The 17,441-nt window shown below is 71.9% G+C and carries 16 protein-coding genes and 1 tRNA gene; 10 read left to right on the top strand and 7 right to left on the bottom strand.

What is annotated here, in order from left to right:
- Nucleotides 1–4: 4 nt before the first annotated feature.
- Nucleotides 5–625 (top strand): GyrI-like domain-containing protein, encoded by a 621-nt coding sequence (locus G6G98_RS08095; RefSeq protein ID WP_164232716.1) that lies wholly within the window; start codon nt 5–7, stop codon nt 623–625.
- Between the two features lie 4 nt (nt 626–629).
- Here the strand turns inward: G6G98_RS08095 and G6G98_RS08090 are convergent, their stop codons facing one another.
- The 6 genes from G6G98_RS08090 to G6G98_RS08065 are packed head-to-tail and all read right to left on the bottom strand — an operon-like array spanning nt 630 to nt 8,477.
- Nucleotides 630–1,238: a GNAT family N-acetyltransferase gene (locus tag G6G98_RS08090; RefSeq protein ID WP_164232718.1), complete on the bottom strand. Its 609-nt coding sequence runs from the start codon at nt 1,236–1,238 to the stop codon at nt 630–632.
- Nucleotides 1,235–3,337 (bottom strand): penicillin acylase family protein, encoded by a 2,103-nt coding sequence (locus G6G98_RS08085; protein ID WP_164232720.1) that lies wholly within the window; start codon nt 3,335–3,337, stop codon nt 1,235–1,237. The genes G6G98_RS08090 and G6G98_RS08085 overlap by 4 nt, the downstream gene beginning before the upstream one ends.
- 4 nt (nt 3,338–3,341) lie before the next feature.
- The gene (locus tag G6G98_RS08080) at nt 3,342–5,138 is read right to left on the bottom strand and encodes an IucA/IucC family protein (RefSeq protein ID WP_164232722.1); all 1,797 of its coding nucleotides are present in this window, start codon (nt 5,136–5,138) and stop codon (nt 3,342–3,344) included.
- Nucleotides 5,135–5,713 carry a GNAT family N-acetyltransferase gene (locus G6G98_RS08075; protein WP_164232724.1) on the bottom strand — a complete coding sequence of 193 codons (579 nt, stop codon included), beginning with the start codon at nt 5,711–5,713 and terminating at the stop codon, nt 5,135–5,137. Before G6G98_RS08075 ends, G6G98_RS08080 begins: the two co-directional genes overlap by 4 nt.
- Nucleotides 5,710–7,020, bottom strand: a complete 1,311-nt coding sequence (locus G6G98_RS08070; protein WP_164232726.1) for a lysine N(6)-hydroxylase/L-ornithine N(5)-oxygenase family protein — start codon at nt 7,018–7,020, stop codon at nt 5,710–5,712. Before G6G98_RS08070 ends, G6G98_RS08075 begins: the two co-directional genes overlap by 4 nt.
- Nucleotides 7,017–8,477 carry a pyridoxal phosphate-dependent decarboxylase family protein gene (locus G6G98_RS08065; protein WP_164232728.1) on the bottom strand — a complete coding sequence of 487 codons (1,461 nt, stop codon included), beginning with the start codon at nt 8,475–8,477 and terminating at the stop codon, nt 7,017–7,019. The genes G6G98_RS08070 and G6G98_RS08065 overlap by 4 nt, the downstream gene beginning before the upstream one ends.
- A 140-nt stretch (nt 8,478–8,617) precedes the next feature.
- Between G6G98_RS08065 and G6G98_RS08060 the strand changes: the two genes are divergently transcribed.
- A complete protein-coding gene (locus G6G98_RS08060) occupies nt 8,618–9,418 on the top strand; it encodes a DUF1206 domain-containing protein (protein WP_164232730.1) in 801 nt (266 codons plus the stop codon).
- A gap of 8 nt (nt 9,419–9,426) precedes the next feature.
- Here the strand turns inward: G6G98_RS08060 and G6G98_RS08055 are convergent, their stop codons facing one another.
- Complete coding sequence (locus G6G98_RS08055) at nt 9,427–10,074, bottom strand: LysE family translocator (RefSeq protein WP_164232732.1); 648 nt, start codon at nt 10,072–10,074, stop codon at nt 9,427–9,429.
- A 374-nt stretch (nt 10,075–10,448) separates the two neighbouring features.
- Between G6G98_RS08055 and G6G98_RS08050 the strand changes: the two genes are divergently transcribed.
- The 8 genes from G6G98_RS08050 (at nt 10,449) to G6G98_RS08015 (ending at nt 17,435) form a co-directional block, all read left to right on the top strand.
- The gene (locus G6G98_RS08050; protein ID WP_164232735.1) at nt 10,449–11,756 is read left to right on the top strand and encodes an aminotransferase class V-fold PLP-dependent enzyme; all 1,308 of its coding nucleotides are present in this window, start codon (nt 10,449–10,451) and stop codon (nt 11,754–11,756) included.
- Complete coding sequence (gene sufU / locus G6G98_RS08045; protein WP_067348735.1) at nt 11,753–12,187, top strand: Fe-S cluster assembly sulfur transfer protein SufU; 435 nt, start codon at nt 11,753–11,755, stop codon at nt 12,185–12,187. Before G6G98_RS08050 ends, sufU begins: the two co-directional genes overlap by 4 nt.
- Before the next feature lie 149 nt (nt 12,188–12,336).
- Nucleotides 12,337–13,272, top strand: a complete 936-nt coding sequence (locus G6G98_RS08040) for a GNAT family N-acetyltransferase (RefSeq protein ID WP_164232737.1) — start codon at nt 12,337–12,339, stop codon at nt 13,270–13,272.
- A 108-nt stretch (nt 13,273–13,380) separates the two neighbouring features.
- Nucleotides 13,381–13,590 carry a heavy-metal-associated domain-containing protein gene (locus tag G6G98_RS08035; RefSeq protein WP_067348742.1) on the top strand — a complete coding sequence of 70 codons (210 nt, stop codon included), beginning with the start codon at nt 13,381–13,383 and terminating at the stop codon, nt 13,588–13,590.
- Between the two features lie 11 nt (nt 13,591–13,601).
- Entirely contained in the window at nt 13,602–15,836 is a 2,235-nt protein-coding gene (locus G6G98_RS08030; protein ID WP_164232739.1) for a heavy metal translocating P-type ATPase, read from the top strand.
- Between the two features lie 83 nt (nt 15,837–15,919).
- Nucleotides 15,920–16,516, top strand: coding sequence for an asparagine synthase (locus G6G98_RS08025; RefSeq protein WP_067348748.1), 597 nt, complete (start codon nt 15,920–15,922; stop codon nt 16,514–16,516).
- Between the two features lie 67 nt (nt 16,517–16,583).
- Nucleotides 16,584–16,659, top strand: a tRNA-Arg gene (locus G6G98_RS08020).
- A gap of 152 nt (nt 16,660–16,811) precedes the next feature.
- Nucleotides 16,812–17,435, top strand: a complete 624-nt coding sequence (locus G6G98_RS08015; protein ID WP_164232741.1) for a sugar O-acetyltransferase — start codon at nt 16,812–16,814, stop codon at nt 17,433–17,435.
- Nucleotides 17,436–17,441 lie beyond the last annotated feature (6 nt).

Below are 17,441 nucleotides of genomic sequence, written 5' to 3'. Positions count from 1 at the left end.
CGGCATGGCGATCGATCTCAAGAAGACCCTCGACGCGTACCAGGCGAAGCAGGGCGTCATCCGAATCGTCGAGGTGCCGCCGATGCAGTACCTCATGATCGACGGTGCGGGGGACCCGAACACGTCGTCGGCCTTCACGGAGGCGGTCACCGCGCTCATGCCGATCGCCTACGCCCTCAAGTTCGCGAGCCGGAGGGAGCTCGGCATCGACACCGTCGTGATGCCGCTCGAGGGCCTCTGGCATGCCCCCGACATGGCGGCGTTCACCTCCCGGCGCGACAAGTCGTCGTGGCTGTGGACGCTGATGGTCATGGTGCCCGACCACATCACGCCGGAGATGTTCGCGGATGCCGTCACCGCGCTGCAGCGCAGGAAGGACCCGTCTCCGGCCGTGCCGGCGGTGCGCCTCGAGACGCTCGCCGAGGGCACCAGCGTGCAGACCCTGCACGTCGGCTCCTTCGACGACGAGGGGCCGGTGCTCGCCGATCTCCACGACCGGTTCATCCCCGAGCACGGCCTCGTCATGACCGGCCGCCACCACGAGATCTACCTCAGCGACCTCCGCCGCACCGAGGCGTCGAAGCTCCGGACGATCCTCCGTCAGCCGGTCGCGCCGGCGGACTGACCGCTCAGCCGCGCTCCGTCTGCATCCGCTCCCACCGCTCGCGGGTGAGAAAGGCGAGCTGACCGGTCTTGTCCGGCAGCTGCACGCGCGGGCCGAGCTCGAAGCCGCTCTTCACGGCGCGGGCGACCGCCCTCTCGTTGCCGACGTCGGGTTCGATGACGAGCCGGTCGACGGCGGGGTGTGCGAACACGAACCCGGCGACGAGGTCGGCCACGTGGGTCGAGAACCCCGGCACGGGCGCACCGCGGTCGCCGATCAGCAGGTGGACGCCGGCATCCCCTGGGCGCGCGTCGTAGACCTCGCCGACCGGGTCGCTCTCCGGCTCGTAGGTCTGCAGCAGGACGATCGGGAGTCCGTCGCGTCGCACGAGGAAGGCGTGATGACTGGGCAGCGAGTCGACGTGGAGGTAGAGGTCGCGCAGCTCCTCGTGGGTGAGGGCGCCGAGGCCCCAGAACCGGGAGGTGGGCCGGGTCACCCACGTGTGCAGGAGATCGAGCTCGGCGACCGGATCGAGGACCTCGAAGTCGATGCGCCCCAGCGCGGAGGAGCGGATCGTGTGGACGACGGCGCCGGCCGGGCCGCTGAGGAGCCGGCTGGTCGTGGAGGTGGTCATGCTGCTCCGGTGGATCGGTCGATGGCGAGGGCGCGCCAGTCGGTGACGATGCGGGTGGGGTGCACGGCGGCCCAGGCGGCGTGCTGGTCGGCGAAGTGCGGGGATCCGGGGTCGCCGGACGCGCCGAACGGCACACTCCACAGGCTCCGCTCGCGGTCGGAGAGGTCCCACGCCCAGCGGGCGACGGACCCGCGCCAGCCGCGGTCGGTGGAGCCAGGGGTCGAGCCCGTGCAGCACACGGTGTCGCCGTCGCCGGAGAGCGGCGTGTCGAACACGGCGCCCGGGTCCGCGACCCCGGCGACATCGGTGAAGACGTGCAGCGGCAGCATCCGATGGGTCGCGCCCCACTCGCCGGCAGTCGCGGCGATCGTCAGCGCGGACACGACGAGGTCCTGGGCATCCGGCTGCAGAGACGGATGCCGGAGCAGCCGCGGCAGCGCCGCGGCGACCTGCCCCTCCACGTGCAGCCAGGGGTCGAACACGGCTCCGAACGGATGCGGCGCACGAAGTGCGGCGAGGGCAGGGTGGGCGGACAACGCCGTCACCAGCGCGTTGCGCCACGCGGCGAAGAGCCCCGCGGCCGGGGAGTCTGCGTCCATCCGGCCGTCCCAGGCGACCAGAGCATCGCGCACCCGTGCAGCGTCGGCGGGGAGGTCGCCGGTGGGCAGCTGCGGGAGCAGTGCCCGTCGCGTGCCGCTGTCGGTGTCGGCCCAGATCGCTCCGAAGTCCTCGGCGCGATCCGGGCGGAGGGCGTCGACGAGCTCCGCGATCCTCCGCGCACGGTGCCCGGAGGGGTACGCCCAGCCGAGATCGATCTCCGCGCGGGCAGGGCGCTCGTTGGCGTCCACCGCGACATCGGCGACCGGCACCGCCGCGGGCGGTCTCCGGTCCTCGACGGTGCCGGCGTCTGCGGGCAGCGCCCGTCGGCGCCCGCCGCGATCGCGGGACGGCGCGACGCCGACGGTGGCCGAGAGCACCGCTCCGTCGCGGTCGGCGGCGAACACCCGGTTCACCGGGTCGACCCAGGAGCCGAAGGCGTCGATCACCTCGGCGGCGGTGCGAGCGCGCAGCAGCGGGAGCAGGGCGGCGGCACCGAGGTCGGCATCCGTCCGCGCGGGGTGGCGGATGCTCCACGCCTGCAGCTCTCCCTCGTGCACGGGGTGCGGCCGGACGTCCGTCACGACGCAGCCACGCGCGGTCTCCAGCGCCTCGACGATGATGCCGGAGCCGCCGCGGATGCGGACGGCAGAGCGCTGCACGTCGACCGGCGCCCAGCCTTCCGGTCCGAGCGCCTCGTACCCCGAGCCCGTCGCCCGCAGGTGCTCCTCGAACACCTCGACGCTGTGCGCGATCGCGTTCGTGATGCCCCACGCGGCGCTGCCGGCGTGCGCGAAATGCGGGGCCCCAGGCACGCCGGGGAAGGCGAGGCCGACGACGTCGAACTCGTCGCAGGCGAGACGGACCTGCTGATAGACGCCCGGCAGCTCGAACAGCCGGTGCGGATCGCCGGCGAGCAGCGGCATCCCGCTCGCCGTGCGGCTGCCGTGCAGCGCCCAGGCGTTGCTCCCCGAGCGCGGCAGCGTCTCGTCGACGTCGTCGCCCGCGAAGACATCGACCCACTCGTCGCCGAGCGTCATCGCGACGTGCTCGCGCCAGAGCAGGGCCGGGAAGGTGGAGAAGAGGGCGTGCGCGACGTGCAGCACGCTGAGCGGATCGTGATCGTCCCATGGCGTGAGCGGCACCGCATCCCCGAATGCCTCGTCGAGGGTGCGGAACTCGGCGGCGTCAGCGCCGACGGCCTCCATGCCGCGGCGCACGCCTGCCGCATAGTCGCCGACGAACCTCCGTGACTCCGCATCGAGGGCGGCGAAAGCTCGCCGTGCGGTGTCGTCGAGGCGCGCACGGCGGGCGAACACATCCCACGCCACGCCGGCCTCGCCGATCAGCTCGGAGAGCCGCCCCGCGGCGCGGAGCCGGTCGACCTCGATCTGCCAGCCGCGGTCGCGCGCGGTCACCTCGCCCTGAGCGCGGGCGAGGTCCCGCACGTCCGTCGCCCGGATGTGCGGGACGCCCAGCGCGTCACGGAAGACCTCCGCCATCCGCTCAGCCTCCCACAGCGGCGAGCTGCGGGAAGCGGGCGCGCCCGATCGGATTCTCCAGCGTGCCCGCGTACATCAGTGAGGCCGACTGGTTCGCGATGTCGACCATGCGCAGCGTGTTCCGCAGCTGCAGCCGGTTCAGGCAGGAGTGCGCGAAGGCATCAGCCCGCAGGTCCACGAGGGAGTCGAGGTGCGGATGCTCCGCCGCATGCTCGTCGACGATCTCCGCGGCGATCCGCCAGAAATCCTGCTCGGGGAGGGTCCCGGCGACGTGCAGGATGCCGGAGAGGTGGCGGAGCACCCCGTCGAACACGTCCGTGAACACGGCGAGCGCCTTCTCCTCGTCGCCGACGGTCGCCACGACCCGGCGCACCTCGTCCGGCACCGCACGGTCGGCGAGCAGCGCGACCTCCTCACCGATGTCCTTCATGAACACACCTGTCGGCGTGTGGGCCTCGAGGATGAGGATGAGGTTCTCCCCGTGCGGCATGAACGCCAGGTCGTGGGCGAGCAGGCAGTGCACGATCGGGCGCAGGTACGCGCGCAGCAGGGCCCGCACCCACTGCGCGGCGGGGAGGCCGCTGCGTCGCACGAGGGCGGTCGCGACCGACGCCCCGGACGGATCGCGGTGCAGCAGCGAGGCCAGGGTGGCGAGGCGCTGCGTCCCGGAGATCAGCGGCATCGGGCTCTCGCGCCACAGGGCGGCGAGCATCTTGCGGTGGGCGGAGGGCTCGGCGGTGCGGTGGTAGGCGTCTCCGGTGTAGCCGATCGAGGCGCGCTCGCGGAGCACCCGGAAGCCGCTGTCGCGCAGCGTCGCGTCGCCGGCGACGAGGTCGGCGACCCAGTCGTTGATCGCGGGGGTCACGCGCATGTACGCGGGGGAGAGGCCGCGGAGGAAGCCCATGTTCTGCACCGCGAGCGCGGTCTTCACATAGTGCCTGTGCGGCTGGGAGATGTTGAACATGGTCCGCACCGACTGCTGCGCTCGGTACTCGTCCTCGCTCTCGCCGATCAGCACGAGGTCGCGGCGGGCGAGGTCGGGGGCGAAGGTGATCGCGACCCGGTTCTCCCACTGCCACGGATGCACGGGCAGGAGCAGGAAGTCGGCAGGATCCTCGCCGAGGTCGCGCAGCCGGGAGGCGAAGCGGTCGCGCTCGGCCGCGCTCAGCTCGCCCTCGAGCAGCGTCTCCTCGGAGAGCCCGGCGCCGAGCGCGAGGTGCGCGGCGGAGCGGCGTGCGGCGACCCAGACCATCCGGAACGGCCGGCCGGACTCCGGGGAGAAAGCGGCATGATCGGACACGCCGAAGCCGATGCGCCCGTTGTTGGCGACGAAGCCGGGGTGGCCCTCGGTCATCGCGGCCTCGATCGTCTGGAAGTCCGCGTCGGCGAGAGCATCCGCCGTCGGTCCTCCCTGCGCGACCTTGAACATCGCACCCGCAAGGGTCGATGCGATCTCCTCGAGGTACACCGGCAGGAGCTCGTCGGAGAGACCGAGCCGCGGCTGCAGTTCGAGGATGAGCGCCTGCGCGTCCAGCGGCGTCTCGGCGCCGTCGGCGAGGCGGCGGATGCTGTGCTCGTCGACGATCCAGTGCTCGAGCTCTGCGCGCACGGCGCCGAAGCGGTACTCGACTCCGGGCGTGGTGCGCAGCATCCAGGTGCCGTCTGCGAGCGGCTCGGGGGCAATGAGTCGTTCGTGGCTGAACTCGGCCAGCGCCTTCGCGACGAGGTGGCGCTGCGCCTTCTCCAGGGACTCGGGGGTCAGGTGGGCGGCGGGGTTCAGGTGGGCGGTGGGGGTGGTCATGCGCGGGCCTCTCGTTCGCGGGCGATGTCGGATGCCGCGAACGCGGCGCGGGTGCAGACCGACAGCATCGCGGTCTTGACGTGGCCGCCGTCTTCGACGGCCACCTCGCGGAGCTCGGTGAAGCCGGCCCGCACGTTCTTGCGGCGGATGAGGTCGTTCCGCACGTCGGGCTCGACGACCACGCGGTGCGCGCCGAGCCCGTCGAAGCACCAGGCCATGACGCCGGCGAAGACGGCGTCGGTGAAGCCGTGCCGGGGCTCACCGCCGGGCGGGGAGATCAGCACATGCATGCCGAGGTCGCCGGGCAGCGCCTGATGGACGCCGCTCAGCAGCACGCGCGCGGGATCATAGGTCTCCGCATAGAACGCGGGGATGCCGTTCACGAGCCCGAGCCAGGCGTCCTGCGCGGGATGACCCGTGATGCCGACGAGGTAGGCCGCGACGGCGTCCTCGTCGTGGTCGGCCATGCCCCAGAACGCCGAATGCGGGTCGGCGAGCCAGTGCTGCAGCAGCGGGGCGTCGCGCTGCGGGTCGGCGGGGGCGAGGGCGACGGCGAGTCCGGAGGCGTCGCTCATCGGGCGGCCTCCGGGGCGAGCGCGCCGTGCGGGACCCCGAACTCCTGGAAGGCGATGCGGCGCTCGATCGGGTAGACCTCGCGGCCGGTGATCGAGGCGAGGATGGACGAGTTGCGCCAGGCTCCGAACCCGAGGTCGGGTGCGGTGAGCCCGTGGGTGTGCTCCTCGCCGTTCTGCACGAAGACGCGTCCGCGACCGCCGTCGACGCTGTAGTCGCGGGCGACGTCGAGCCGGCCGAGCGCGTCCCAGTCCAGCCGGTCGGCGATGCCGGCGAGGAAGGGCGGCGTCTCGGAGGCGTACCCGGTGGCCAGGATCAGCGAGGCCGTCTCCCGCTCGTGGGTCTCGTCGAGCTGACCGTGGCGCAGGCGCAGCCGGTGTCGGGCGCCGTCCCACTCCGCCGCGATCACCTCGGTGTCGGTGAGCAGGGTCGTGGGGACGGGGCCGTCGGCGCTCAGCCGGTACAGGGTGTCGTAGATGTCGTCGATGAGGTCGGCGGAGATGCCCTTGTAGAGGCTGCGCTGTTCGCGGCCCAGATGCTGGCGCATCGCGATCGGGAGCGCGTGGAAGTGGTCGGTGTACTCCGGGGAGGTCATCTCCAGGGTGAGCTTCGTGTACTCCATCGGGAAGAACCGGGGCGAGCGCGTGATCCAGTCCAGGCGGTAGCCGCCGTCGCGCGCGCCCTCGACGAGGTCGCGATAGATCTCTGCGGCCGACTGCCCGCTGCCGACGATCGTGATCGAGTCGGTGGCGCGCAGCGCGTCGCGGCTGCGGAGGTAGTCCGCGCTGTGCACCGCGGTCTCGGCCACCCCGCGCAGCGCCGGGGGTGCCGTGGGGCGGGTGCCGACGCCGACGACGACGTGGCGGGCGCGCACCGTGCTCTCCTCACCGGTGTCGGTGCGCATCGCGCGCACGACGTAGACGTCCTCCGCGGGGTCGTGCTCGATCGCGATCACCTCGTGATTCCAGCGCAGCCCGGGCAGGCGCTCGGCCGCCCAGCGGCAGTACGCGTCGTACTCGGTGCGCAGGGCGTAGAAGCTCTCGCGGATGTAGAAGGGGTACAGCCGGCCGGTGTGCTTCAGCCAGCGGAGGAAGGAGAACTCCGAGGTGGGGTCGGCCATCGTCACCAGGTCTGCGAGGAACGGCACCTGGATGGTGGCGCCCTCGATCATCATCCCGTGATGCCAGCGGAAGCCGTCGGCCCGGTCGAGGAACACCGCGTCCAGCCCGGTCGGCTGCGCGAGGCACGCGAGCCCCAGGTTGAACGGGCCGATGCCGACGCCGACGAGGTCGTGCACGTGGCCGCTCACGCGCCAGCCCCGATCAGCTCGCGCTCGGGGTTCATGCCGGCCAGCGCCGTGGCGGCATCCTTCACCGTCTCGAGGATGCCCCGCACATCCTCGAGGGAGGTCTCCGGGTTGAGCAGGGTGAGTTTCAGGCAGGGGCGGCCGTCGATGACGGTCTTCGCGACCAGGGCCCGGCCCGATTCGAACAGCACGCGACGGATGCCGGCGACGAGGGCGTCCTGCTCGGCCGGGTCGCTTCCGCCGGGAACCGAGCGGAACAGCACGGTGCTCAGCTGCGTGCGCCCGACGAGCTCCAGTGCCGGATCCGCCTCGACGAGGTCGCCGGCACGGGCGGCCAGGTCGATCACGGCGTCGAACATCTCCCCGATGCGGTCGGCGCCGAGCGCCCGCAGTGACACCCACAGCTTCAGCGCGTCGAATCGCCGCGTCGTCTGCAGGGACTTGTCGACCTGATTCGGCTCCTCGTTCTCGATCGGGTTCAGGTAGTCGGCGTGCCACGCGCCGGCTGCGAGATCGCGGGGCTCGCGCACGAGGATCGCGCTGGAGGAGACCGGCTGGAAGAAGCTCTTGTGGAAGTCGACGGTCACCGAGCGGGCCCTCTCGATGCCGGTGAGCAGATGCCGGCGGCGCCGGGAGACGAGCAGGCCGCAGCCGTAGGCCGCGTCGACATGCAGCCAGACGCCGTGACGGTCGCAGACCTCGGCGATCCGGGCGAGCGGGTCGATCACGCCGCGGTCCGTGGTGCCGGCCGTGGCGACGACCGCCATCGGCAGCCGGCCCGCGGCGCGCGCGGCGGCGACGGCCTCGTCGAGGGCGGCGGGCAGCATCCGTCCTTCGCCGTCGTCCGCCACCTCGATCACGGCGTCCTCGGCGAGGCCGAGCAGCAGGGCGGACTTGCCGACGCTGAAGTGGCTGGACGCCGTCGCGAAGACGACCAGGCGGGGGAGCGATGACGCGCGGGCTGGACCTGCCTCCGCGATCGCGGCCTCCCTGGCGAGGAACAGCGCGTGCAGGTTCGACTGCGTGCCGCCGGAGGTGAACACGCCGTCGCCGGCGGCGAAGCCGACCCAGCCGGCGACGGTGTCGATCAGCCGGCGCTCCATGAGCGTGCCGACCGTGGACTGGTCGTAGGTGTCGACCGAGGGGTTCACGGCCGCGAGCACGCTCTCGGCGGCGACGGCGGGGAGCACGACCGGGCAGTTCAGGTGCGCAGCATAGGCCGGGTGATGGAACCACACCGCGTGGGCGAGGAAGAGCTCGTCGACCTCGCGGATGGCCGACGGGGTTCCGATGCCGGCTGCGTCGAGGTCGACCGCGTCGACGAGGCTCTGCAGCTCCGCACGGGAGGCGCCGGAGGCGGGTTGCGCGACGTCGGCGAACCGCGCGGCGACGTGGGAGGCGGCCTGCGAGACCAGCGAACGGTAGAGGTCGGCTGTGGACGAGGTGAGCAGCTCAGGCACCGGATCGACTCCTTCAAGTTAGGTTTGCCTATCCTACATAGATGATCATTTCGTCATGCAACCTCGCGACGCGCGGGAGCCGCTTCCGCCCGGGAATCAACCCCCTCCGCGAGGCGGTTCCCGTTGGCTACCATTCAGCGGTGAGCACCGCCAAGAACGCCGCACGCGTGGCGAAGGGCTCATCCGCGTTCCGTCGGGTGGCCCGCGCCGGTTTCGTCGTCGTGGGCCTGGTCCATCTCCTCATCGGCGTCATCGCGATCTCCATCGCCTCGGGCGCGGGAGGGGACGCCGACCAGGACGGAGCGATGGAGCAGATCCGTCGGACGCCGATCGGCGGCCTGCTGCTGACCGCCATGGTGGTCGGGCTGGTGGCGCTCGCCGCCTGGCAGATCGCCGGCGTGTTCCTGATGGCCGATCCGCACGAGTCCAGGAAATGGGGCCGTCGGGTCAAGGCCGCTGCCATCTCGCTCGCCTACCTCGTCGTCGCGGGGATGGCTCTGATCTATGCGCTGGGCGGCCGCGCCGACTCGGAGAAGGCGTCGCAGGGCCTGAGCGCCTGGATCCTCTCCGCTCCCGGGGGTGCCGTCATGCTCGTGCTGATCGGTCTGACCGTCGTCGGCGTCGGAGCGGGCTTCGTCATCGGCGGCGTCACGAGGGCGTTCGAGAGGGAGCTCCGGCTCCCTGCCGGAGCCGTACGTCCTGGGGTCCTGACCTTCGGGGTGATCGGATACATCGCGAAGGGCGTCGCGGTGATCGTCACCGGGGTGCTGGTCGTCGCCGCGGCGTGGACACGCGATCCCGAGAAGGCCGCGGGGCTCGACGGGGCGCTGCACAGCCTGATGGCGCTGCCGTACGGGCGCGCGCTGCTCTGGCTCGTCGGCGCCGGGCTCGCGGTGTACGGGATCTTCTGCTTCGTGAGGGCCCGCCTCGCCCGGATGTGACGGCGTTCTCAGGCGGTCGCGGGCTTCTCGCTCCAGACGAGCAGGAACGCGCCGAGCGCGATCATGAGCCCGCCCCCGGTGGCGCCCATCGCCTCGAGCCGTCGCGGGGACCGCCCGAACCACTCGCGGGCCGCGCCCGCCAGCAGCACCCAGACCGCGTCGCACGTCACGCCGATGGCCACGACGACGGCGCCGAGGATGAACAGCTGCACGGGCACGGCGCCCGCATCGAGGTCGACGAACTGCGGGAGGATCGCGAGGAAGAACGCGATCGACTTCGGGTTGCTGACACCGACGACGAACCCCTCGGCGAGCAGGCGGATTCCCGAGCGCCGAGGCTGTGCGCCGGCCATCGCCCGCGCGGCATCCTTGCGGTGCCGGATCGCCTGGACGCCGAGGAAGACCAGGTAGCCGGCACCGAGCACCTTGACGATCGTGAACAGCACCACCGACTGCGCGATCACCGTGCCGACGCCGAGCGCGACCCCGACGACCAGCAGGATCGAGCCGACGGCGGTGCCCAGGATGCTGAGGAACCCGCCGAGCCGCCCGAGAGCCATGGCGCGGCCGATCGTGAACAGGACCGTCGGCCCAGGGATCACGACCATGATGAACGCCGCGATCACGAAGGCGATGAGCGTGTCGGCGCTGAGCATGATGCGAGCCTAGGGCAGGCCGCCTTCCTGCGCGTCCGGGCGCATGCATCGCAGGTGGAGTGCGTCCGGTGTGCGGTCTCGTCCGTCCGAGTGCGCATTGTGGTCGCCCTTTCTCGTGGGGGCGGCGATTTCCCGCACCTCGTTGCGCGGCATCCGCTCCCGTCCAGGGCCGGGTGCGCGTTCTTGTCGCCTCCTCGTGAAGAAGGCGACAAGAACGCGCACCTCACGGACGCGATCGTGCCCGGTCCGGACAGGGCCGGCCTCTGTCGCGCCCACTGAGCGGGGAGCGCCGACCTCGTCGGCCGGGTGGGCCCGGTCCCGACGGTCGTCGACGCGTGACCCGCGCCCTGGGCACCGGGTGGGAGAATCGAAGGATGAGCATGTCCCGCGTCGCCGAATCCACCGCCCCGCTGAGCGAGGCCGAGGTGCAGCGCCTGCGCGCGGACTTCCCGATCCTGGCGCAGGAGGTGAACGGGCATCCGCTCGCCTATCTCGACTCCGGAGCGACCTCGCAGCGCCCTCTGGCGGTCCTGGACGCCGAGCGCGCCTTCGCGTCCACGACGAACTCGGCCGTGCATCGCGGGGCGCACACGCTGGCCGCAGAGGCGACCGAGCTGTTCGAGGACGCCCGCGCCACCGTCGCCCGCTTCGTCGGCGCCGACGAGGACGAGATCGTCTGGACTTCGAACGCGACCGAGGCGATCAACCTCGTCGCGTACTCCCTCTCGAACGCCTCGCTCGGGCGGGGCGGCGCGGCCGCCGAGGGCCTGCGTCTGCGCGAGGGCGACGAGATCGTCACCACGGAGATGGAGCATCACGCGAACCTCATCCCGTGGCAGGAGCTCGCGGCGCGCACCGGCGCGACGCTCAAAGTCGTCCCGCTCGACGACGCCGGTGCCCTCCGCCTTGACGTCGCGGCCGAGCTGATCACCGAGCGCACGAAGCTCGTCGCTTTCACGCACGTGTCCAACGTGCTCGGCGTGATCAACCCGGTCGAGCAGCTCGTGACGCTCGCCCGCCGCGTGGGGGCGCTCGTGCTGCTGGACGCCTGCCAATCGGCGCCGCACCTGCCGCTCGACGTGAAGGCGCTCGACGTCGACTTCGCCGTGCTGTCCGGCCACAAGATGCTCGGCCCGACCGGTATCGGCGCCCTCTACGGCCGCAGGGAGCTGCTCGAGGCGATGCCGCCCTTCCTCACCGGCGGCTCGATGATCACGACCGTCACCACCACCGAGGCCGAGTACCTGCCGCCGCCGCAGCGCTTCGAAGCGGGCACGCAGCGGGTGTCGCAGGCGATCGCGCTCGCCGCCGCCGTCGACTACCTCACCGCCGTGGGGATGCCCCGGATCGCCGCGCACGAGGCCGCGTTCGGCCGCCGCCTCGTCGAGGGGCTCAGCGCCATCGACGGGGTGCGGGTGCTCGGCGCCGGCATCGACCTGCCGCGCGTGGGCCTCGCGAGTTTCGATGTGGCCGGCATCCATTCGCACGACGTGGGCCAGTACCTCGACGACCTCGGGATCGCCGTGCGCGTCGGGCACCACTGCGCGCAGCCGCTGCACCGCCGCCTCGGCGTCACCTCCTCGACCAGGGCGAGCACCTATCTCTACACGACGGATGCCGAGGTCGAGGCCGTCATCGCCGGCGTCGCCGGAGCCATCGACTTCTTCCGGAGGGGCGCATGAGCGACCTGCAGAACCTGTATCAGGAGCTGATCCTCGACCACTCCCGCACCCCGCACGGCTACGGACTGCGCGGCGAGATCGCGGCGCAGTCGCACCAGGTGAACCCCACCTGCGGCGACGAGGTCACCCTCCAGGTGCACCGGGCCGCCGACGGCAGCGTCGAGGCGATCGCCTGGGAGGGGCACGGCTGCGCGATCTCGCAGGCATCCGCATCGCTGCTCGCCGAGCTCGCCGAGGGCCTCTCCGTCGATGATCTCGAGGTGCGCATCGCCGCCTTCCGCGAGGCGATGCGCTCCCGCGGGAGGATCCAGCCCGACGAGGAGCTGCTCGGCGACGCCGCCGCCCTCGGCGGGGTGTCGAAGTACGTCGCCCGCGTGAAGTGCGCGATGCTCGCCTGGGTCGCCGCCGAGGACGCGCTCGCCAAGTCCTGAGCATCCGCTTGCCTGCGTCACACCTGTCAGGTCGGGAGAACGGATGTCGGGTCATTCGGCCACATCGACCTGACAGGTGTGCATCCGACCTGACAGGTGTCTGGGCGGATGCCGCGCACCGCCGCCCCGGTCCGGGGGAGGATGGACCCATGTCCGTCCGCCTCGCCCCGCTGCCCGCCGATCGCTTCGACGCCTGGCGCGCCGCGACGAGGGAGCGGCTCATCGCCGTGCTCCGGGAATCGGGCCGGCGACCCGGTGCGGATGCTCCGGCGTACGCCGACGCGTTCCTCGAGGAGCTCCTCCCCGTCGGGGCGGCGACGCCGACCGCCCGCCTCCTCGTGATCTCGCAGGACGGTGCGGAGGCAGGCACCGTCTGGCTCGGCGTCAACGCCGGGAAGATGTTCCTCGTCTCCGTGGATGCCGGCGAGGCGGTCGCCGGTTCCGACGAGCTGTTCGACGCGATCCTCGCGATCGCGCAGGGCGAGGGGGTGCGCCGGATCAGCGCCGGCGTGCTGAGCGCGGACCGCGCGGTGCGGAGTCTCATCGAGGGCCGCGGCTTCACGGTGTCATCCATCCAGATGCTGCTCGAGCCCCTGCCTGACGAGAGGGAGACCGTCCCCGACGTCGTCGTCGCCCCGATGACCCCCGGGCGCTTCCCCTCCTACGCTGCGCACGCGGAGGCGGCGTTCGCCGTGGACCTCGTGGACTCCGGCCGGTACACCGCGGAGGAGGCGGAGGCGGAGTCGCACCGGCAGATGCTGATGGAGCTCCCCGACGGTCTGCGCACCGAGGGGCAGAGCTTCTTCACGGCATCCGTCGGCGGCGAGGAGGTCGGAACCCTGTGGATCGGGATGCGGGAGCGGGACGGACGTCCGCACGCCTTCGTCCTCGACATCGAGGTCGCGGAGGAGCATCGCCGCAGGGGATACGGCCGGGTGCTGATGCACGCCGCCGAACGGGAGGGCAGGGCGCTCGGTGCCGAGTCGATCGGTCTGCATGTCTTCGGCTTCAACACCGGCGCGATCGACCTGTACGAACGGCTCGGCTATCGCCGCATCGAGGAGACCTGCGTCCTCGATCTCTGAGGCGCTCGCCTTTGCGGGAATACACCCCGGAGGGGTATCGTTGTCGGTAGGCAGATACCCCCAGGGGGTATCCATCCGAAGTCCGGAGCAAGCCGAGAGGAACGCACGATGAACACCACCACCTACGCCGTCACCGGAATGACCTGCGGGCACTGCGAGGGCTCGGTCCGCAGCGAGGTCGCCAAGGTCGAGGGCGTGACCGGCATCCAGGTCAGCGCCGCATCGGGCAGTCTCGTGGTCACGTCGGACACCGTGCTCGACGACGCCGCCGTGCTCGCGGCCGTCGACGAGGCCGGCTACCGCGCCGTCCGCGCCTGAGGAGGCGGGTCATGGCAGGTGCAGGAGCCGTCTACGACCTCGAGATCGGCGGGATGACGTGCGCGTCATGCGCGTCGCGCATCGAGAAGCGACTCAACCGCATGGAGGGCGTGACGGCCGCCGTGAACTACGCGACCGAGAAGGCGCACGTCGAGGTCGCCCCCGGGGTGGCCGTCGACGACCTCATCTCGGAGGTCGTGCGCACCGGGTATACGGCATCCGTCCCCCGGGATGAGGAGGTCGCGGAGAGCGACCCCGCTTACCGGCTCCTGCGCCTGCGGCTCATCGTGGCTGCTGCGCTCGCGATCCCCGTGATCGCGCTCGCCATGGCCGAGCCGCTGCAGTTCCCGGGCTGGCAGTGGGCGTCCCTCGTCCTGGCCGTGCCGGTGGTGACCTGGGCGGCCTGGCCGTTCCACCGCGCGGCGTGGCTGAACGCCCGCCACCGCGCCGTGACCATGGACACGCTGATCTCCGTCGGTGTGACCGCCGCGTCGCTCTGGTCGTTGTACGCGCTGTTCTTCGGCACGGCCGGCATGTGGGGGATGACCCACCCGTTCCGGTTCACGATCGAACGCGGCGACGGGCTGGGCAGCATCTACCTCGAGGTCGCCGCAGGCGTCACGATGTTCCTGCTGCTCGGGCGCTTCCTCGAGCAGCGCTCCAAGCGCCGGGCGGGAGCCGCCCTGCGCGCGCTCGGCGCACTGGGTGCGAAGGACGTCGCGATCCTGCGCGACGGCGGCGAGGAGCGGATGCCGCTCGACCGGCTCGTGGTCGGAGACGTGTTCGTGGTGCGTCCGGGGGAGAAGATCGCCACCGACGGCATCGTGCGCGAGGGCTCGTCGGCGATCGACGCCTCGATGATCACCGGGGAGTCGGTGCCGGTCGAGGTCGCCGCGGGGGACGCCGTCACCGGCGCCACCGTCAACGTCGGCGGGCGCCTGCTCGTGACCGCGACGCGCGTCGGCGCCGACACCCAGCTCGCCCGCATGGCGCAGCTCGTGGAGGAGGCGCAGTCCGGCAAGGCCGAGGCGCAGCGCCTGGCCGACCGGCTGTCGGCCGTGTTCGTGCCGATCGTGTTCGGCATCGCGATCGTGACGCTCGCCGCCTGGCTCCTCGCCGGCGGAGGAGCAGCCGCCGCCTTCACCGCCGCGGTCGCGGTGCTCATCATCGCCTGCCCCTGCGCGCTCGGCCTCGCGACGCCCATGGCTCTGCTGGTCGGCACCGGCCGCGGCGCGCAGCTCGGCGTGCTCATCAAAGGCCCGGAGGTGCTGGAGTCGACCCGCCGCGCCGACACGATCGTGCTCGACAAGACCGGCACCGTCACCTCCGGACGCATGACGCTCACCGATGTCGTCCCTGCGGAGGGCGAGGACGCCGACGAGGTGCTGCGGCTCGCGGCCGCGCTCGAGGACGCCTCGGAGCATCCGATCGCGCAGGCGATCGTCCGGGGCGGCACCGAGCGGTTCGGCGAACTGCCGCCCGTCGCCGAGTTCCAGAACGTGCAGGGTCGCGGCGTCTCCGGTGTCGTCGAATCGCACGCGGTGATCGCCGGCCGCCCCTCGCTGCTCGCCGACTGGGCGCTGCACCTCGACGAGGCGCTCGCCGCCGCGTTCGAGAGGGCCGAGGACGACGCCCGCACCGCGGTCGCCGTCGCCTGGGACGGTCGCGTGCGTGGCGTGCTGGTGGTCGCCGACCAGGTGAAGCCGACCAGCCGCGATGCGATCGCCGCGCTCCGGGGGCTCGGGCTCACGCCGGTGCTGCTCACCGGCGACAACGAGCGGGCCGCGCGCCGGGTGGCCGCGCAGGTCGGCATCGACGAGGTCAGCGCCGGAGTCCTGCCGGAGGGCAAGGTCGAGGTCGTCACGGCCCTGCAGCGGCAGGGTCGGGTGGTCGCGATGGTCGGCGACGGCGTCAACGACGCCGCGGCGCTCGCGCAGTCCGACCTCGGCATCGCGATGGGCACGGGCACGGATGCCGCCATCGAGGCATCCGACCTCACCCTCGTCCGCGGCGACCTGTGGGGCGCGGTCGACGCGATCCGTCTCGCCCGCCGGACGCTCGGCACCATCCGCGGCAACCTGTTCTGGGCCCTCGCCTACAACGTCGCCGCCCTCCCCCTGGCGGCCCTCGGGCTGCTGAACCCGATGCTCGCAGGGGCGGCCATGGCCTTCTCCAGCGTGTTCGTCGTGCTGAACAGCCTGCGCCTGCGGCGGTTCCGCAGCGCGGCGCCCGGCGTGCGGGTCTGAGACGCCTCCCGGGCCGACATCGACGGATTCTCACCCACCGGGAGAAGGCGCGATACCGGTACGCTCGTGGGAAGGAGGTAGCGGTGGGACGAACTGCGGATGCCATCGCCGAAGGCGTCGCGATCGCGACCGCTGCCGCGCGCCTCGCCGTGAAGAACCACATCCTCGTGGGCACCATCGCCGAGGGCGGCAGCTTCGACCGCGAGAAGTACATCGACGACACCCGTGAGGCGCTCCGCGCGATGGCGGAGGAGTCGGAAGAGGCCGAGAAGACCCTCGCGGCCCTCTGGAAGCGCGCCCGCAGCAGGCACTCCGACCCGCAGGGCACCCACGACTATCGTGACCGGGACGTGCGCAACCTGAAGAAGCGCGCCAAGCAGGCGCGGGGCGTGGCGGCGAGGCTGCGGGAGATCATGGACGACCGCGAGGCGCTCGGCGTGATCGAGGAGGAGGCGCGCGAGGCGGCCTGGGCGGACGTGCGCCACAACCTCGACCGCCGTCTCCGCGTCGAGGGCATGCGGCCCGACCAGGATCCCGATTACGAGCAGATGCGCGAGGCGCGGATGCAGGCGCTGCGGCTCGTCGACCTGCAGGCGCTGTCGTCGTCGCAGAAGGCCAAGGCGAAGAGCAGGAAGAAGCTGGCCAAGGCCGCGGCGAAGGCCGAGGCGAAGGGTCGCTGACGCGCTCGATTCGCGCGAGCGCGAAGTCTGTTGTAGGCTGTTCCACGGCCCGCTGAGCGGGCCAGGAGCGCCCCTAGCTCAATGGATAGAGCATCTGACTACGGATCAGAAGGTTGGGGGTTCGAGTCCCTCGGGGCGCACCACTGAGAAGATCCCCGTCGCGGAAGCGGCGGGGATCTTCTTCGTTTCGCCCGTGCGCCGATCAGGTTGCGGTCGTGCCCGGTCGTCGCTCGAACCAAACCCTTTCCCGTTACGGTTTTCCTCGCTACGCTGGGCGCGACGAGGAGGAGCCGACATGGACGTCGAAGAGCTCACCGAGCGCGAGCGGATGATCGCGGGGCGCACGTACCGGTCCACCGACCCGGAGCTCACCGCGGCGCGGGCCCTGACGAAACGCATCCTGTTCGAGTACAACGGCTCGCATCCCGACGACGAGGAGCGGCGTGCGGAACTGCTGAACGGCCTCCTGGGATCCGTCGGCGGGCCGTTGTGGATCGAGCCGCCGTTCCGCTGCGACTACGGGGCGCAGATCTCGATGGGCGCCTACGTCTTCGCGAACTACGACCTCACGATCCTCGACTGCGCGCCCGTGACGATCGGCGACTTCGTGCTGTTCGGCCCGCGGATCACCCTCGCGACGGCGAGCCACCCGATCGACTTCCGGCAGCGCACGGCCGACATGTACGAGTACGCGCGGCCGATCACGATCGGCGAGGGGGCCTGGCTGGGTGCGCACGTCGTCGTCGGCCCCGGCGTGACCATCGGGGCCAGGGCGGTGATCGGCGCGGGGAGCATCGTCACCAAGGACATCCCGCCCGACGTGGTCGCCGTGGGCAACCCGTGCCGGGTCGTTCGCGAGATCACCGAGGCCGATCGGGCCGGGTACCTGGACGCCTACGGGGCGGCGCGCCCGGCCTGACCTCTC

Origin of the sequence: Microbacterium hydrocarbonoxydans, assembly GCF_011752045.1 — a bacterium.
Taxonomy (GTDB): Bacteria; Actinomycetota; Actinomycetes; order Actinomycetales; family Microbacteriaceae; genus Microbacterium.
Note: the sequence above shows the minus strand (reverse complement) of the source record. Positions and strands in the feature narration are given on the sequence as shown.

What these genes read in the sequence shown, in the direction of transcription:
- G6G98_RS08040 (WP_164232737.1), top strand. Translation starts at nt 12,337, where the DNA reads ATGTCCGTCCGCCTCGCCCCGCTGCCCGCCGATCGCTTCGACGCCTGG.
- G6G98_RS08080 (WP_164232722.1), bottom strand. Translation starts at nt 5,138, where the DNA reads ATGACCACCCCCACCGCCCACCTGAACCCCGCCGCCCACCTGACCCCC.
- sufU (WP_067348735.1), top strand. Translation starts at nt 11,753, where the DNA reads ATGAGCGACCTGCAGAACCTGTATCAGGAGCTGATCCTCGACCACTCC.
- G6G98_RS08030 (WP_164232739.1), top strand. Translation starts at nt 13,602, where the DNA reads ATGGCAGGTGCAGGAGCCGTCTACGACCTCGAGATCGGCGGGATGACG.
- G6G98_RS08085 (WP_164232720.1), bottom strand. Translation starts at nt 3,337, where the DNA reads ATGGCGGAGGTCTTCCGTGACGCGCTGGGCGTCCCGCACATCCGGGCG.
- G6G98_RS08075 (WP_164232724.1), bottom strand. Translation starts at nt 5,713, where the DNA reads ATGAGCGACGCCTCCGGACTCGCCGTCGCCCTCGCCCCCGCCGACCCG.
- G6G98_RS08050 (WP_164232735.1), top strand. Translation starts at nt 10,449, where the DNA reads ATGAGCATGTCCCGCGTCGCCGAATCCACCGCCCCGCTGAGCGAGGCC.
- G6G98_RS08055 (WP_164232732.1), bottom strand. Translation starts at nt 10,074, where the DNA reads ATGCTCAGCGCCGACACGCTCATCGCCTTCGTGATCGCGGCGTTCATC.
- G6G98_RS08095 (WP_164232716.1), top strand. Translation starts at nt 5, where the DNA reads ATGGCGATCGATCTCAAGAAGACCCTCGACGCGTACCAGGCGAAGCAG.
- G6G98_RS08015 (WP_164232741.1), top strand. Translation starts at nt 16,812, where the DNA reads ATGGACGTCGAAGAGCTCACCGAGCGCGAGCGGATGATCGCGGGGCGC.
- G6G98_RS08035 (WP_067348742.1), top strand. Translation starts at nt 13,381, where the DNA reads ATGAACACCACCACCTACGCCGTCACCGGAATGACCTGCGGGCACTGC.
- G6G98_RS08090 (WP_164232718.1), bottom strand. Translation starts at nt 1,238, where the DNA reads ATGACCACCTCCACGACCAGCCGGCTCCTCAGCGGCCCGGCCGGCGCC.